The organism is Leptolyngbya sp. FACHB-60 (assembly GCF_014695775.1).
GTDB lineage: Bacteria > Cyanobacteriota > Cyanobacteriia > Phormidesmidales > Phormidesmidaceae > Nodosilinea.
In genome coordinates this window covers 11,894-28,957 of sequence record NZ_JACJOX010000073.1, presented here as the reverse complement: position 1 = coordinate 28,957, position 17,064 = coordinate 11,894, and the positions used below count along the sequence as shown (strand labels likewise).

The 17,064-nt window shown below is 58.6% G+C and carries 12 protein-coding genes and 1 pseudogene; 8 read left to right on the top strand and 5 right to left on the bottom strand.

Annotated elements, in window-relative coordinates:
• The coding region (locus H6F57_RS25555; RefSeq protein ID WP_190507635.1) for a transposase at positions 1-156 on the top strand (156 nt) is incomplete at its 5' end.
• 9 nt (positions 157-165) lie between these two features.
• On the opposite strand, the gene H6F57_RS25550 is transcribed toward H6F57_RS25555, so the two are convergent.
• The gene (locus H6F57_RS25550) at positions 166-726 is read right to left on the bottom strand and encodes a CPBP family glutamic-type intramembrane protease (protein ID WP_190631819.1); all 561 of its coding nucleotides are present in this window, start codon (positions 724-726) and stop codon (positions 166-168) included.
• Positions 727-1,115: 389 nt separating this feature from the next.
• Between H6F57_RS25550 and H6F57_RS25545 the strand changes: the two genes are divergently transcribed.
• Positions 1,116-2,963, top strand: coding sequence for a GGDEF domain-containing protein (locus tag H6F57_RS25545; RefSeq protein WP_277873748.1), 1,848 nt, complete (start codon positions 1,116-1,118; stop codon positions 2,961-2,963).
• 100 nt (positions 2,964-3,063) lie between these two features.
• Here H6F57_RS25545 and H6F57_RS25540 read toward each other — a convergent pair whose 3' ends face one another.
• Entirely contained in the window at positions 3,064-3,246 is a 183-nt protein-coding gene (locus H6F57_RS25540) for a hypothetical protein (RefSeq protein WP_190631816.1), read from the bottom strand.
• Between H6F57_RS25540 and xseA the strand changes: the two genes are divergently transcribed.
• Both xseA and xseB read left to right on the top strand, forming a co-directional pair.
• The gene (gene xseA / locus H6F57_RS25535; protein ID WP_190631813.1) at positions 3,245-4,525 is read left to right on the top strand and encodes an exodeoxyribonuclease VII large subunit; all 1,281 of its coding nucleotides are present in this window, start codon (positions 3,245-3,247) and stop codon (positions 4,523-4,525) included. The two genes, H6F57_RS25540 and xseA, sit on opposite strands and share 2 nt — an antisense overlap.
• The gene (gene xseB, locus H6F57_RS25530) at positions 4,518-4,730 is read left to right on the top strand and encodes an exodeoxyribonuclease VII small subunit (protein ID WP_190631811.1); all 213 of its coding nucleotides are present in this window, start codon (positions 4,518-4,520) and stop codon (positions 4,728-4,730) included. The genes xseA and xseB overlap by 8 nt, the downstream gene beginning before the upstream one ends.
• Positions 4,731-4,880: 150 nt before the next feature.
• Here the strand turns inward: xseB and H6F57_RS25525 are convergent, their stop codons facing one another.
• On the bottom strand, positions 4,881-5,627 hold the full coding sequence (locus tag H6F57_RS25525) for a TVP38/TMEM64 family protein (RefSeq protein ID WP_199290018.1): 747 nt from the start codon (positions 5,625-5,627) through the stop codon (positions 4,881-4,883).
• A 242-nt stretch (positions 5,628-5,869) separates the two neighbouring features.
• Between H6F57_RS25525 and H6F57_RS25520 the strand changes: the two are divergent.
• A pseudogene (locus tag H6F57_RS25520) lies at positions 5,870-8,599 on the top strand (glucosidase).
• A 562-nt stretch (positions 8,600-9,161) separates the two neighbouring features.
• Here the strand turns inward: H6F57_RS25520 and H6F57_RS25515 are convergent.
• Complete coding sequence (locus tag H6F57_RS25515; protein WP_190631809.1) at positions 9,162-9,563, bottom strand: response regulator; 402 nt, start codon at positions 9,561-9,563, stop codon at positions 9,162-9,164.
• Positions 9,564-9,917: 354 nt separating this feature from the next.
• On the opposite strand from H6F57_RS25515, the gene gyrA reads away from it, so the two are divergent.
• The 3 genes from gyrA (at position 9,918) to H6F57_RS25500 (ending at position 14,537) form a co-directional block, all read left to right on the top strand.
• Positions 9,918-12,443: a DNA gyrase subunit A gene (gyrA, locus tag H6F57_RS25510; protein WP_190631808.1), complete on the top strand. Its 2,526-nt coding sequence runs from the start codon at positions 9,918-9,920 to the stop codon at positions 12,441-12,443.
• 223 nt (positions 12,444-12,666) lie between these two features.
• The gene (locus H6F57_RS25505) at positions 12,667-13,971 is read left to right on the top strand and encodes an ATP-binding cassette domain-containing protein (RefSeq protein WP_190631806.1); all 1,305 of its coding nucleotides are present in this window, start codon (positions 12,667-12,669) and stop codon (positions 13,969-13,971) included.
• 56 nt (positions 13,972-14,027) lie between these two features.
• Positions 14,028-14,537, top strand: a complete 510-nt coding sequence (locus tag H6F57_RS25500; RefSeq protein ID WP_190631804.1) for a hypothetical protein — start codon at positions 14,028-14,030, stop codon at positions 14,535-14,537.
• 67 nt (positions 14,538-14,604) lie between these two features.
• On the opposite strand, the gene H6F57_RS25495 is transcribed toward H6F57_RS25500, so the two are convergent.
• Complete coding sequence (locus H6F57_RS25495) at positions 14,605-17,058, bottom strand: glycoside hydrolase family 31 protein (RefSeq protein ID WP_190631802.1); 2,454 nt, start codon at positions 17,056-17,058, stop codon at positions 14,605-14,607.
• Positions 17,059-17,064: the final 6 nt, after the last annotated feature.

Genomic DNA, 17,064 nt, shown 5'->3' with positions numbered 1-17,064 from the left:
GACTATGACCAGGAGTTATACAAAGCACGGCATCTAATTGAGAACTTCTTTGCCAAGCTTAAGCAGTATCGAGCGATTGCTACCCGCTACGATAAGCTCGCAGAAACCTTTCTTAGTGCAATCTACATGGCGGCTGTCGTGATTTGGCTTAATTGATGACACGCCCTAGAGACTCAGGGCGCTGTAGCCGCCCAAAAATACTAGCCACACCATCACCACCAGCCAGTGCATGGCCGCAACCACCCACCATGAACCTGATTTCCAGTAGACGATGGTGCAGATCAGGCCCAGCAGGGCGGCCGACAACAAAAACACCGGGTTGCTAAAGGTAGCAAAGGCCACGGGGTAGAGGGTCATGGCGTTGAGGGGGTGCATGACGACAAACAGCCCCAGCATGGGCAGACCCAGCCGCCAGCGTCGGCGCTCGCTCATGATCTCCGTCGGGTGAGGCAGCAGCAGCACCCGCCAAAACCCCTCTTCGAGCAGGGCGGGCACCAGCAACACCCGCGCCGCTAGCCGCAGCCCGTCGCCCCAGGTAATGTCGGCCAGGGTAGGGGCCAAAAAATGGCTGCTCAACCCCAGGGGAATAGTCACTAGCCCCAGCGCCACCGTTAACGCCGCCGCCAGCACCCAGTCTTGAGCTGGGGGCCAAGTAGTAGCGGCTTGGCGCAGCCGATGCAGGGTGAGCCGGAGGGCAATGTAAGCGCTAATGCGAAGGTGTGGCAACGGTACCAATGGGTAGCGGCAGCAAACAGTCCTCCCTGGGCAAGTCGGCAACTTGAGCAGGGTCGAGGCTCCGACGTGCTCTAGGATGACGATCCCCTAGAGCGTCTGTTTTTATAGTAAACAAATCGGTTGGGGGGTGGTGTGACGGAGGCTGCCATCTCCGACGGCGGCCCCCAGATCAGTGGCACTCGGTTTAGACTGCGGAAAGAAAAATTAGGAAACCAGTCTACTTTTAGAGAGATTTGAGGACAACTAGATTTAAGCATTCGTCAGGATTGGGGCATGCTAACAAAGACAATCACTCTGATTTGACGTGGGTTGTTCCGATGGGTGTTGCATGCTCACTCTGGCAAGGTCAGAAATTCCTAAGATGAAGTCACTGCCACATCATGCCTTTGCCCGCAGAGTCAGAGCCCACCGCAGAGTTGGAAGCATCCCCGTCAAATCTTGGCGGGGACAATGCTAGCGCAAACAGGGCAGGAGCTAGCCCACACCTAGACTCAGCCCTACCCTGGAAAAGCGTCTTTGAGACCGCCCTTGATGCCATGCTCATTGTCGATGACGCGGGATATTACCTGGCGGCAAACCCAGCGGCCTGTGCGCTGCTAGAGCTGCCCCAGGAGGTTTTGCTTGGGCGACGAGTGGCCGATTTTTTACCAACGGACACGGAGTTTGAGCCGGTTTGGCAGAATTTTTTGGCGACCGGGCAGATGCGGGGGGAACAGCAGCTGCGGCTCGACAATGGCACCGTCAAGACGGTGGAGTTTTCGGCGACAGCCCACGTTCAGCCCAATCATCACCTGTCGATTTTGCGGGACATTAGCGATCGCAAGCAGTTTGAAACCGAGCGCGATGCCCTATCGCGGCAGCTAGAGCAGTGGGTCATCAGCAGCTCTGAAAAGCTAGAGATTACCCAGGCTGAGCTGCAATTGCAGCAGCAGCGCATCGATAGCATTCTCAACTCGCTGGAGTGCGTTGTGTGGTCGGTCGACCCCAAAACCCTAGAGACCATTTACGTCAACGCCGCCGCTACTGCTCTCTACGGCCACCCTCCAGAGGCATTTTTAGCCGATGCTGACCTTTGGTTTAACTGCATTCACCCCGACGACTACCCGCTGCTTTTGGCCGACATTGAGGCCCTGAGCTATCAAGACAAAATTGACCAGGAGTACCGGATCTTTCGCGCCGATGGCTCCCTGCGCTGGGTGCGCGGGCAGGCCCGCTTAGTGCGCGATGGCGCGGGCGCTCCCCTTCGCATTGACGGCACTACGCTAGACGTGAGCGATCGCAAACGGGCCGAATTTGCCCTCAAAGACCATCAGGCTACCCAGCAGGCGCTTCTCGAAGCTATCCCCGATCTGATGATGCGCATCGACGAAAACGGGGATATTCTCAACTTAATTTCGGGGGGTGAGATTACCCTCTATGGCCCAATTCCTGGCGATCGCTGTCAGTCAATTTACACCAGCTTTCCCAAGGCACTGGCCGACCTGCGCCTGCAATGGGTGCAGCAGGCCCTAGCCACAGGCACCCGACAGCGCTACGAACACACCATCGAGATCAACAGCGAACTGCGCCACGAAGAGTCGCGGGTGGTGCCCATTAGCCAAAACGAAGTGCTGGTGATTGTGCGCGATATCACCGAGCGCAAGCGGGCTGAAGTTACCCAGGCCGACCTCAACCAAAAGCTCAAGCTAGTCAACGCCGAGCTTAACCGACTGGCCACCGTCGATGGCCTCACCGAGATTGCCAACCGTCGCAGTTTTGACCAGGCCCTCGATCTAGAGTGGCAGCGGGCCCGCCGTCAGCAAAAATATTTGTCGCTGATTCTCTGCGACATTGACTACTTCAAGCCCTACAACGACAACTATGGCCACCTAGCAGGCGACGACTGCCTACGCCAGGTGGCCCAGATACTCAGCACCGTGGTCAAACGGCCCGGCGATCTGGCGGCCCGCTACGGGGGCGAAGAATTTGTGTTGCTGCTGCCCGACACCACCCTCAATGGGGGCATTGAGATCATCGAGAAAATTCAGGTGGCGATCGCCCAGTGCCCGCTGCCCCACGACTACTCACAGGTAAGCTCAAACTTAACCCTGAGCTTTGGTCTGGTGTGCCACTGCCCCACTATCAAAGAGCACTCCCCCAGAGAGCTGATCCATCGCGCCGACCTGGCCCTCTACGAGGCCAAGGCCCAGGGCCGCAACTGCTATGTGGTGGGCGATAGCTTGGCCTAAATAACGGCATTGCTTAACGAAAATATGATTTGCTCCCTAGCCCCCAATTTTGGGGGGAGACAGAGTCTCAAAGTCCCCCAGAATTAGGGGAATTAGGGGATCATGCAAAGTCTAGCGCTGCTGGTTCATTCCTCGATTTAGCAACGCCTAAATAACTGACAAACGGTTTGTGGGGAACGAAGGCTACGCCAAACAGCCACCGAGACTCGACCAGCTCAACGAGCCGGTTGATGTTCACAGCCATCTGGCCCACACTGGAGTTTGGCTGAGAATGAGATCGCATGACTAACCCTGAGTTAACTATGGCTATGGCCCCAGCGGCCCTGAGCGTCGGCGGTTTGGTCGACTACATCAAGGCCGTTTTAGAGGACGACCCCACCCTGCGCCAGGTCTGGGTCGTGGGCGAAGTGTCTAGCGCCAACCCCCACGCCAAGGGACTGTTTTTTACCCTCACTGACCCCGATACCGGCGCTGCCATCAATGCTGTGGCCTGGCGCAGCCAGCAGGCGCGGCTTACCACCCTACCCGCCGTCGGTGAACAGGTGATCGCCCTGGGCACAGTGAAAGTCTACCCCCAGCGCAGTAGCTACCAGCTAACGGTGTGGCAGGTGCTGCCTAGCGGCGACGGCCTTAAGGCCCTGCGCTACCGCCAGCTGCGCCAGCGGCTCGCCGCCGAGGGTCTGTTTGACCCCGAGTTTAAGCGCCCACTGCCCGCTCTGCCCCAAACTATAGCTGTGGTGTCGTCGCCCCAAGCAGCTGCTTGGGGCGACATTCAGCGATCGCTGCGCCACCACCACCCCGGTCTGCACGTGCTTTTTTCGCCCGCCACAGTGCAGGGCGATAACGCCCCCGCCTCCATCGTTGCCGCGATCGATCGGGTGGCCAGCGATGGTCGCGCCGAGGTGCTGATTTTGGCTCGCGGCGGCGGGGCCAGCGAAGACCTGGAGTGTTTCGACGACGAGCGCGTAGTGCGGGCGATCGCCAACTGCCCCATTCCGGTAGTGACAGGCATTGGCCACCAGCGCGACGAATCGCTGGCCGATCTGGCCGCAGATCTATGTGCCCATACGCCGACTGCTGCCGCGATCGCCGCCGTCCCCGCCCTAGCCGACTTAATCGAAGCCCACCACCAGCGCGTGGCCCTGCTCAAAACCCTCACCGCTGAACACCTGCTCAACGCCCAAAGCGATGTGCACCGCCTCGGCCAGCGATTACTGCGCACCCGCCTCGACCAGCGCGTGCAGCAGCAAATCATTCACCTCAAGCAGCTCAAGCGCCGCTTGGTGCAAGGGGTGCAGGTGGAAATGCGCCAAGCGAGCGATCGCACCGCTGCCCTGCGCAGCCACCTCATGACCCTTGACCCCGACACCGTCGTTAAGCGAGGCTATGCCCTAGTCCGCGACGAAGCCAACCAACTCGTCACCCAAACCAGCAGCGTCACCCCCGGCCAATCCCTCCAGGTACAACTCGCCCAGGGCTACCTCACCGTCCAAGTCACTCAAATCCATCCCTCCGCCCCCTTAACTCTCCCATCTCCATCCACCCCCAACTCCCATGCCTAAAAAAGCCGCCGACCCCTGGAATTACGAAACTACCGTTGCCACCGTTGAAGGCATCATCGCTGACCTCGAATCGGGCAGCCTGCCCCTGGCGGCGGTGCTGAGCCAGTTTGAGCAGGCCGTGCAGGCGCTCCAGCAGTGCGAAACCTATCTGCACGAAAAGCAGCAGCAGGTAGACTTGCTGATTGAAACCCTGGCCGATCACTGAGCGCAACCCCAATGATTGGGCACACATCAACTAAAGTCTGGGTTATAACCGCCTAAAATGCCAGGATTAAAGCCTATCCGGCCTTATTTTCATGCTTCGTTCTTCTATTTTCGTTCTCTTGCTACAGCTAGCCTGCTTTAGCTCCATCGTTCATTCGATGCGGATAGTGTCGCGAAAGCCAAACCAGTTGTAGCGATAAGCCAGCCAGGGCAGACCCACCATAACCAGCAACAGCAGCAGTGAAATCGCCACGTGCGGCAAGGTGGTGGTAAAAGATTCCCCCGCATAGCTCAACAAAAAGGTGGAGGGAATCATGCCCAGCAGCGTGGCCACCGCATAAACCTTGACCGAGAGCTTGAGCATTCCGGCCCCGTAGCTCACCCCATCGAAGGGCAGCACCGGAAACAGGCGGCTAAAGAAAATCAGCCAGCCCAAATACCGTTCGCCACGGTGTGCGTTTACGGAGATAGACTTACCCGTCAGTGCTCGAATGGCAGCACTGCCTAGGGTGCGCCCCAGAAAGTAGGCGAGCAGACTCCCTAATAATCCGCCGATGACGCTGTAGATGCCGGCCATTGGCATGCCCCACACCATGCCAGCCGCAACCGCCAGGGGCGCACCCGGTACCGGACTCACCACCACTGATAGCGCCAGCACAGCGATGTAGATGACCGGCCCCCAAGCCCCCATCTGCTGGAGGGTTGGCTTTAGCGCAGTGGGGTTGAGCAGGTCAGGGCTAGTCTCAAGCAGCAGCCAACCAGCTACCAGAGCACAGGCCACAGCGATCGCCAGGGCCGCTCCATTGGGATGTAGCCAAAAATTCTTCAATGGCTGAGGTTGGGCAGTTGCGGTCAACATCTTTAGCTTGCCGTGGGTTGTGTTTCTGTAGTCACTCAAGGGTCGCAATCCTGATCACTGGGTGAATAGACTAGGGGCGGTCCAGCTGATCTCAGCCTAGGCGTCTGCCCAGCGAACCTGAGCGCTAGATTTGGAGTCTCTGAGAAGGCTGTCTCCCACGCGATCGCCACCGGCCCGAGTTGAAGCCCGAATCGAGGAGTGACTGAGACTTCTAGGTCAGCCCCAAGTCATTCTCAGAATTAAGGCTCATCCTAGAGAAGAACAAACTCTCTTCTAGCCCCATGAACCCAGAGCACCAGCGCCTAAAAGCGACCCACGAATCGCAAACGCCGTGGCAGAAGTGGGGGCCATATCTGAGCGATCGCCAGTGGGGCACCGTGCGCGAAGACTATAGCGCTACGGGTTCAGCGTGGGATTATTTTTCCCACCAACAATCCCACGCCCGTGCCTACCGCTGGGGCGAGGATGGCCTAGGCGGCATCTGTGACGACCAGCAGCAGCTCTGCTTTGCCCTGGCGCTGTGGAATGGGAACGATCCTGTGCTCAAGGAGCGCCTGTTTGGGTTGACCGGCAGCCAAGGCAACCACGGCGAAGACGTGAAGGAATACTACTTTTACCTCGACGGCACCCCCACCCACAGCTATCTGAAGTTTCTCTACAAATATCCTCAGGCCGAATACCCCTATGCCGACCTGGTGGCTGAGAACTAGCGGCGGGGGCGCGACCAGCCCGAGTACGAGCTGCTGGATACGGGTGTTTTTAACGAAAATCGCTACTTTGACGTATTTGTGGAATATGCCAAGGCCGACCCCGAAGACATTCTAATTGCCATTGAAGTGGTCAATCGCGGCCCTGAGCCAGCCACAATCCACCTGTTGCCGACTCTGTGGTTTCGCAACACTTGGACCTGGGGTGATGACGTAGAGAAGCCGAGGCTACACAGGGCCAAACGGCCGTCTGCCCCTACAGGGGATGTTGTGATTGAAGCCACGCACCCCACTTTGGGAAACTACTGGCTTTACTGCGAAGGAAGCTCGACTGATGAAAACCCGCCCCTGTATTTCACCGAAAACGAGACCAATTATGCAGCGGTGTTTGGCGGCGAAAATTTCTCGCCCTACGTCAAAGACGGCATTCACAATGCGGTAATTCATGGGCAAAAAGATGCAGTGAATCCTGACTTAGTAGGCACCAAAGTCTCGCCCCACTATCAACTTTCCCTAGGGTCAGGGGAGCGGCGGACAGTGCGCCTCCGGCTAACAAATCAGCCCATCCTGGAACACCCCTTTGGTGATGACTTTGCGACAATTTTCCAAACTCGGCGGCAGGAGGCAGATGACTTCTACACGGCCCTTACCCCCTTTGAGCTGAGTGACGATCAGCGGCAAATTCAGCGGCAGGCGATCGCAGGCCTCCTCTGGAGCAAGCAGGTCTATACCTACTCAGTAGAGCAGTGGCTCCGGGGCGATACCACCATGCCAGAGCCGCCGGAGGGTCGTAACCGCAACCGCCACTGGCGGCACATCGATACCGCCGATATCATCTCCATGCCCGACAAGTGGGAATACCCCTGGTTTGCCGCCTGGGATCTGGCCTTTCACTGCATTCCTCTGGCCATGGTTGATCCTGAGTTTGCCAAACGCCAACTCGATCTCCTGACGCGGGAGTGGTATATGCACCCCAACGGCCAGCTGCCCGCCTACGAGTGGGCCTTTGGCGATGTCAACCCGCCCGTCCACGCCTGGGCCACCTGGCGGGTTTACAAAATCGCTCAAAAGATGACCGGGCCAGATATCGACCATCGGCCCTTTCTAGAGCGCGTCTTTCAAAAGCTGCTGCTCAACTTTACTTGGTGGGTCAACCGCAAAGATGCCGAGGGCAAAAACGTGTTTGAAGGCGGCTTTTTGGGCCTCGACAACATTGGCGTGTTTGATCGCAGCGCCCCGCTGCCCACCGGCGGCACCCTGGAGCAGTCTGACGGCACCAGCTGGATGGCGATGTACTGCCTCAACATGCTAGAGATGGCGCTGGAGCTGGCCCTTGAGAACCCGGTCTACGAAGACATGGCCACCAAATTCTTCGAGCACTTTATCTACATTGCCGATGCGATGAACCACATTGGCGATGACCAAACCCGCCTGTGGAACGAGGAAGACGGGTTTTTCTATGACGTGCTGCACCTGCCAGAGGGCGATCGCCCAGGATCCGCCCGCGACCACCGCATTCAGATGAAAATTCGCTCGCTGGTCGGGCTAATTCCCCTCTGTGCAGTCATAACCCTGGAACCCAAAACCTTGGAAAAACTGCCCAACTTCGCCGAACGGCTGGAATGGTTCATTCAAAATCGCCCCAACCTGAAGCGAAATGTGGCCTGCATAGAAACCCAGGGCACCGGAGCGCGGCGCATGCTGGCTCTGTGCTACGCCACATTGGGCCATGTCGAACCGCGCGATCGCCTGCGTCGCCTGCTCGAAAAACTGCTGGATGAGTCCGAATTCCTCAGCCCCTACGGCATTCGCGCCCTGTCGAAATACCACGCCGAGCACCCCTACAGCTTTCACGTCGATGGCCAAGAGTACCGAGTTGACTACGAACCGGCGGAGTCGAGCAGCGGGCTATTTGGCGGCAATTCCAACTGGCGGGGGCCGATTTGGTTTCCGGTCAACTATCTGATCATTGAGTCGCTGCAAAAGTTTCACCACTACCTAGGCGACGACTACAAGGTCGAATGCCCTACCGGTTCTGGACGCTGGATGAATCTGTGGGAGGTCGCCAGTGAGCTATCTCAGCGGCTGATCGCCATTTTTGAACCAAGTTCAGAAATCTATCGGCCCGTTAACGGCAGCAGCGATCCTTTTCAATCTGATCCTCACTGGCGTGACTACGTGCTGTTTTACGAATATTTCCACGGCGACAATGGCTCTGGGCTGGGAGCTAGCCACCAAACCGGCTGGACGGGGCTGGTGGCCAAGCTAATTCACCAGCAGGCAGAGTATAGTCGCGATTCCTAGAGGGATGCTCGACGCGAGTTGGTCCCCAGGTTTGAGATGCCGCAGGCTTGACGCGGCGCGAATTGCCCTGGCCTAGGAACCGCAGCTCATCCCAATTGCCAGCCACTGTCATAGGAGATGTAGGTGGAGCAAAACGACCTGTAACTCAAAACTAGGAAGGTTTGTTGGGTGCTGCTAGCGCGTCACTCAATCTACAAAATAACTAAGGCTCTTTCCAGGCGCTGACCCCCTATCGAGCTGTCCTATTATTCTGCACGCTAAGGTAGAGATACTGGGGGTTCGATAGACTCAGAACAACCTGTGGGTAGGGTGAGAGCTTAAATCTTGGACTCTGGTTCTTAGCCTGAGATGTCCGACAAATGCTGAAACACTCTGCTCAATCCCTCAAGAAGAGGGATTGAGCAGAGTCGTAGGAGTGCTTTTTAGATCCTTCGGAGGATATTCCCAGATGTTGCCAGCTAAGCCAGAGGCTCAAAGCCGGGGAATACTGCTTTCTCGTGATTGATAACGAGACTATTGCGGAGCAGGTTGCGAAAACCCGGCAGATAAAGTACAAATGTACTTATTCGGTATCCCCTATGGTCGCCTTGATTTGATCCACAAATTCTTGATGGTCGATCACCGGCTTCGAGATATAGCCATCGGCACCGCTCTGGCTCAAAAAATTCTCGCGATCGCCCTCCATGGCGTGGGCCGTCACCAAAATCACCGGTAGGTTAGCCGTAGCGGGGTCGGCCTTGAGCAGCTGGGTAATTTTGATGCCATCCATAGGCTTGCCCTGGTACATGCTGTGGGCCAGCGACACATCCATCAAAACCACGTCAACTTCACCACTGCGGGCAATGGTCATCACCTCTTCAACATCTTCTGTGTGCTTAACCGCCAAGCCCCCACGCTTGGTCAATATCTTAGAAAATACTCGGGCATTCACCAGGTCGTCTTCAACGAGTAAGACGGTCTTCATTGTGTGTGTCCATCCCTGTCATCAGAGGAATATGGTCTTTGAACGGAAATGATTGGGTTGATGCGCCAGCTTCATCTAGGCAGCCGGGGTAGCAACAGCCCTGGCCCTCCTGGGTAAGCTTTTTTAGACAAGTGCCCCATGGCGGATAGACTAAAGTGCCCAAATGCTTGCCATACCCACAAGCTTGCCTATAAGTTACAGCATTGTTAACGCCGATTCATTAAGGCCGATTAAATTTAGACCGTGCGTTAGGCTTCGAAATGCCAATTCAGGCCTAGGCTATGGCTAAACCCAGCTACGGCTTGGTCTATCCCACCTACCCCGTTCCCCCTTTTTCATCCAGGATCCCCGCCCATGGCCGACCAACTCGACATCATTGCTGGGCAGATTGTGCCTACCTCGCTCCATACCGAGGTGCAGCGGTCGTACCTGGAATACGCCATGAGCGTGATTGTGGGCCGGGCTCTGCCCGACGTGCGCGATGGCCTCAAGCCGGTGCACCGCCGCATTCTCTACGCCATGCACGAACTGGGGCTGACCCCCGATCGCCCCTACCGCAAATGCGCCCGCGTAGTCGGCGACGTGCTGGGTAAATATCACCCCCACGGCGACCAGGCGGTGTACGAGGCCCTGGTGCGCATGGTGCAGACGTTCTCCAGCCGCTACCCATTGCTAGATGGCCACGGCAACTTTGGTTCGGTCGATAACGACCCTCCCGCGGCCATGCGCTACACCGAAACGCGCCTGTCACCGATCAGCAACGAGGCCATGCTGACCGATATCAGCGAGGCCCTGGTCGACTTTAGCGACAACTTTGACAGCTCTCAGCAGGAGCCGGTGGTGCTGCCCACCCAGTTACCTAACCTGCTGCTCAACGGATCTTCCGGCATTGCCGTGGGCATGGCCACCAACATTCCGCCCCACAACATGGGCGAAGTGATCGATGGCCTAGTGGCGATGATCGATCGCCCTACCCTCTCTGACGACGACCTGTTTCGCCTCATCCCTGGCCCCGACTTTCCCACCGGGGGCGAGATCATTGGCACCGAGGGCATTCTCGATGCCTACCGCACCGGGCGAGGCAGCATTCCCATTCGCGGTATTTGCCAGTTTGAAGAAGTGCACCCCGGCCGGGGGCGGCAGCGGCGCAACGCGATCATCGTTACCGAGCTGCCCTACCAGGTGAATAAGGCGGGGTGGATTGAGAAAATCGCCCAGCTAGTGAACGCGGGGCGGCTAGAGGGAATTGCGGATATCCGGGATGAGAGCGATCGCGACGGCATGCGAGTCGTGATCGAACTCAAACGCGACACCCCCGCCCAGCGGGTGCTGCAAGATCTCTACCGCACCACGCCGCTGCAAACCAACTTTGGCGTGATTATGCTGGCGTTGGATGACGGCCAGCCCCGCCAGATGCCTCTGCGCGATGTCATGCAGGCATTTCTCGATTTTCGCGAAACTACCCTCACCCGCCATTACCAGCACCAGCTCGAAAAAACCGAAGCCAAGCTGCACATCACTGAGGGCCTGCTCACGGCGCTAAATAACCTGGATGCCATCATCGACATTCTGCGCAACGCCGCCGACGGCACCACCGCCAAGCAGACCTTTCAGCAGCGGTTTGACCTCAGCGAGCGCCAGTCGGACGCGATTTTAGCCATGCCTCTGCGCAAGCTCACCGGCATGGAGCGCCAGGGCCTAGAGAACGATTTTGCCGAACTCAGCCAGCGTCGGGACGATCTCACCCGCCTGCTGAGCGATCGCAAAGAGCTGCTCAAGGCGATGAAAAAAGAGCTGAAGGCGCTCAAAAAGAAGTTTAATGACCCCCGCCGCACCCGCATTCAAACTGACGCCGAACGGGCGGAAGAATCACAACAGGTCGAAGACATCATTGCCGAAACCGTCGAAGAAGCGACGGTCGTGGAGTTTACTCAAAAAGGCTACGTGCGCCGGTTTTCGCAAAAATCGTACCAACGGCGGCAGGCCCGGCTAGAGGTTGACACTAACGCCAAACTCCACGAGATAGACGACGACCCGGTGGTGCAAGTTGAAGCGGCCCTCACAACCCACGAACTGCTCACCCTCACCCGCGATGGTCGAGCCTTCACCGTTGCCGTCGGCACGGTACCCACCAACCCGCGTCAGGGCAAGGGGGCACCTCTGGTACAGCTGCTACCGGGTTCGGTGCCATCTGCCGCCGATGCGATCGTGGCTCAGCTTGTCATTCGTGACGATTTGCTAGAGCACGACCTGATTCTCGTCACCCGCAAGGGCAAAATCAAGCGCGCCCCGCTGAAAGAATTCACCAACCTCACTGGGCGCGGCCTCACCGCCATCAAAGTCAAAGACGGCGACGAGCTGGCCTATGTGACCCTGGCCGAGCCCGGCGACGACCTGGTCCTGGGAACCACCGGCGGCCGACTGCTGCGCTTCCCGATTGATGATGACAACCTGCAAGTCATGGGCCGGGCGGCCCAAGGCCCCCAGGGGATTCGCATGGGCAAGCAAGAAACCCTGACCGGCTGTGTGGCCGTTCAGTCGAGCAAAGACTGCCTGCTGCTGGTGTCGGCGGCGGGTTATGCCAAGCGTTTGCCGGTAGAGGGTTTGCGGGTGGCCAAGCGCGGCGACATTGGCACTCAGTCATTTCAATTTAGTCTCAAGACTGACAGCTTGATGGCGCTACTGCCCGCAGTGCCCAAGGAAGCCGTGACGGTGTTTACCAGCGCTGAGCGCACCGCCGTCATCCCCATCGCGTCGGTGCCCCGGCAAGGCAGGGCTGGGGAGAGCGATCGCATTGTCAAACCCAACAAAGGCGAAACCATCACCCAAGTGATTCGCATCACCCCGCCCGATCAGAGCACCTTAGCCGAAGCAGAGTAAGATAAATTTTGGATTTTAGGTTGGCGATTTTGGCGTTACCGGCTTGCCGTAGGGTGCGTTGACCTTAGCCGTGAACCACTCGCTACGCTGCCCCCAAGGCCCCCCACCTGCCGCTGTCAACGCCGAATCCCTGTATCCCCTTAACCTCAAAGGGGGTATAGGGTAGCTTTACTCAGCATCACTTCAGAATTGTCTTCCTACCCCTTTACCCGCTCAGTTCCCCGTGGCCCAAGTCGCAATCGAAAACGTTTACAAAACCTTTCCTAAATCTCGCCAATCCCATGGGGCAGAGGCCACTGAGCCAGATGCAGAGCCAGACGCGGCGGCGGTGCTCAAGCGCATCAACCTCACCATTGAGGACGGCGAGTTTATGGTGCTGGTGGGTCCTTCAGGCTGCGGCAAAAGCACTCTGCTGCGGCTGATCTCGGGGCTGGAGGCGATTACGGGAGGTAGCATTTGGGTGGGCGATCGCAAAGTCAACGACCTGCCCCCCAAGCTGCGCGACACCGCCATGGTGTTCCAGAGCTATGCCCTCTACCCCCACCTAACGGTCTACGACAACCTCGCCTTCGGCCTGCGCCGCATGGGGGCCGACCTCGAACAATCCCTGCCCTCCCTAGAGTCGGGCAAGCAGCTTTCCCCCAGCGACTCTCCCGCCAACCAGGAGCTAGAGCGCCTGCTCACCGAAAGCCGCTGGTGGGAGAAGCCCTTGGTCTCAGTTACCCGCCGACTGCCCCCCAGCCTGCGCTACATCTCTGAGGCCGAACGGCTGATCGACGAACGGGTGCGGGCCGTGGCCAAGATGCTGCAAATTGACCTGCTGCTCAACCGCCAGCCTCGGCAGCTCTCAGGTGGGCAAAAGCAGCGGGTGGCCCTGGGTCGGGCCATGGCTCGCAACCCCCAGGTGTTTTTGATGGATGAACCTCTGTCAAACCTGGATGCCAAACTGCGGATGGAAACCCGCGCCCAGATCGTGAATTTGCAGCGGCAGCTGGGCATTACCACCATCTACGTTACCCACGACCAGGTAGAGGCCATGACCATGGGCCACCGCATCGCCGTGATGAATCTGGGTCAAATTCAGCAGGTGGCCACCCCCCTAGAGCTGTATAACCGCCCCGCCAATCGCTTTGTGGCTGGCTTTATTGGCTCGCCGCCGATGAATGTCATCCCCGTCCAGGTGCAGGCTCCATTTTTGCTGGTGCATCCTGAGTTTCGCCTGTCGCTGCCCAGCGATTGGGACGATCGCCTGCTGCCCTACGACAACCGCGGAGCACTGCTGGGCATTCGCCCCGAGCACCTCAGTTTGGCTCTGCCCGCACCCAAAAACATTCGCGGTCACATCACCCACTTGGAGGCCCTGGGCAGCGAAACCTACCTGACGGTGCAGACCGAGGGTCTAACGCTGCTGGCCAAGATTCCCCCCGACGAGGTGGTGCGCATTGGCGATGAGGTGTGGCTGGCGATCGCCTCCGAAAAAGCTCATCTATTTGACCCAGAAAGTGACGCCTCCCTTTGGAGCTGCTAACCTTTTGTAGCCGCAGAGATTCGCATCAACGAGCCACGCCGATGAGGGAAAGCACCTTGCGTAAACCCCGTTCTGGTAAAATCCAGCTGCTCTCAGGGCTGACTCTGCTCAGCGCGATGGTCGTGGCTTTTTTCATAGTGCAGGCTCCCTGGGCGCACCCGCTTCGAACCTTGGTGCTGTTGGCCCTCCCTGGTGCGCAGGGTGCTCTAACCGCCAAAAATACTCTTAGCCGAAGCCGTCTAAACCAGTTTAATGGAGTGCTTGCGATCGCGGAGCTGATCGGGGCGGGGCTGCTGGGGGTAGCCGCCGGCATCGCTCTGCTGGGTGCTAGGTCGCTGCCGGTGCTCTATAGCAGCTGGATTGTAGCCGCGATCGCCACCCTGATTCTGGTGATCGCAGCCGCCCTTGAGCTGCTGCGAGCGATGAGTCGCAGGCAAAATCAGCGCCCGGTGTTGCTCAAGCTGTTGCTGCAAAGCCTAGCGCTGATCTTCTACGGTCTGCTACTGCTGTGGATGGGGCTATTGTTTTTGCTGTCGCTGACGGGCGAGTCATACATGGGAAATTGAGCGGGGATAGCCAAAGGGGAGTGATCGCCCCAGAAGCCTGCCAATTTCCCCAGCTACCTCGGCCTAATCATTCATCTCGCCGCACCTTTAGACTGATTTGCTCAAAGATCGCACTGCGCAGCATCGGTCCTTCCACCGCTATCTCCTGACCATCCACCCAGGCCTGCTCCAGGGTTGGCCCGTGCAGGTGCAGGTGCACCTGCCCATAGGGAAATGGGTAGTCTCCCTGCGATCGCCAGGTGAGGGTTAAAGTCTGCCCCTGCTGGCTCAGGTGCCACTGGTCTAGTCGCGAGTCACCATAGCCTTCTCCGGCATCGCTAAAGAGCTGGCCCTGGCTTTCCCCTAAGCCGTCAGGGCCTAAAGCCTGCGGGTAGAGGTGCAGGGTCAAGTCTTCGCCCTCGGCTAGAGGCAAAATACTACCCTCCCTTACCAGCAGGGGAATCTGCTCTAACGGGGCCGGCAGCTCAACGGTTTGCCCGCCCCTCCACAGCGTGTCATCCCACAAGCTATACCAATTTCCGGCAGGCAGTGCCATAGAGCGGCAGCGCTCCCCCTCGGTCATCACCGGGCACACCAGCAGTGCATTGCCTAGGCAAAAGGCATCCTCTCGGTTCCACAGGCTTTCATCCGCCGGGTTCAGCCAAAACAGCGGACGCACAGGAGGGTATCCCTGTTCGGCGGTCTCCCACACTAGGGTATAGAGGTATGGCATCAGCTGCTGACGGAGCTGCAAAAAGCGGCGCGCAATGCTGAGGCAGGGTTCGCCGTAGGTCCAGGGGGCGCGGTGCCCCACGCTAACCGCGCTGTGGGTGCGGTAAAAGACCATAAAGGTGGCCATCTGAAACCAGCGCAGGTATAGCTCAGCCCCCGGATTGCCCAAAAAACCACCGATATCGGGGCCGCAAAAGGCCACCCCCGACAGCCCTAGGCCCAAAACGGTGGCCACGGTCTGACGCAGGGCCTCCCAGGTGGAGACAATATCGCCAGTCCAGGTCCAGGCGTAGCGCTGTAGCCCAGCCCAGCCCGATCGCGTCACCACAAAGGGGCGAATATTGGGCCGATGGCTCCGCAAGCTTTCAAAGGCGGCGCGAGTTTCGAGCATGCCATAGACGTTGTGGGCTTCGCGGTGGTCGCCGCCGCGCCCTTCCAAATTGTGCTGGGTTGCCAGGGGCAGGGTGGGGTCGCCCCAGGCCACAAACGCGGCCGGTTCATTCATGTCGTTCCAGAAACCAGCCACCCCGGCTTGGAGCAGGTAGGCAAATTGACGGCTCCACCAATCCCGCACGATGGGGTCGGTAAAGTCGGGGAAGACCGATCGCCCTGGCCAGACGGGGGCAACCACCAGATCGCCGTTGGCGTAGGTGCAAAAGGCGTCGAGAATTTGCCCTTCTAAGAACAGGTTGCTGTGGCGGTTGTGCTGAATGCCTGGATTGTTGATCGCGATCAGCCGTACCTCAGCCGCCGCCAGCTCCGCCGTAAACTGCCTAAATTTGGGGAACCGCTGGGGGTCAATGGTGAAGGCGCGGTGGTTGACCTGGCAGTCAATATCCACGTGCAGGGCGCTGAGGGGCAGGTCGTGCTGCTGAAAGCTCTGCACCTCCTGGCGCAGGGTGGCCTCGGTGCGATAGCCCCAGTGCGATTGGTGATATCCCAGGGCCCAGCGGGGCGGCAGGGGTGCCCGCCCAGTGAGCTGGGTATAGCGCTGCATCAGCTGGGGCGGCGCACCGATCGCCAGGTAGTAGCGCAAGGCCCCAGCCTCGAAGGTGATGGTAGCCTGCTGCCCCACCCGCAGCTCGCCCCGAAAGGTGTTTTCGTAAAACACGAGATAGCTACCCTGCCGGTGCAGACCAAGGTACACCGGAATGCAGATGTACATCGGGTCGGTGCCGGGTTCGTAGATGTTGCCGGGGTCGTAGTTCCAGAACTGATAGGTTTTGGTCTGGTTTGGGCCGCTCCGTTCTGAAACTACGGGCCGCCGCAGGTTAAACGTCGCCGCCCGTTCCCCCAGGCCGTAAAGGCACTCTTCGTCCCGCAGGGGAGTAGTCTGCTGCCACCCCTCCCCCAGGCGTTGGGGAGGGAGTTCTTGGCGGATCTGGCCGGTCTGATCGGCGATCGCCAGGCTGCCGTCCCATCCCACGCTGATCGAAAGTTCGGGGCTAGAGAGCACCCAACCCTGGGCTTGCTCCTCTAAATGGGTGGTGACGGTGGGCCAGGGGTAGTCAGCCAGGCCGTAGGGCAGAGGCAGCCGACCGGGCTGCCAGGTGACGCGGACAAAATCCGGCTTTAGAAAGGCGAGTTCGAGAGAAGCCTGCTCGAATTCAATCTCGGCGCCCCGCTCGGTAGGGGTAGCTTGAAGCCCTTTGCCCACGGACGTAGGGATAGTTGCTGGCGGGGTCTTGTAAGGGCGATCGCGCCGATCGCGCTGCCATGAGTACCAGATCGCGTAGGGCATGTACCTCAAAAACCACAGGGCTTGCAGCACAAATTTCAGCCTTAGCCAGAGTGGTTTTAACACAGCCATGGTTCT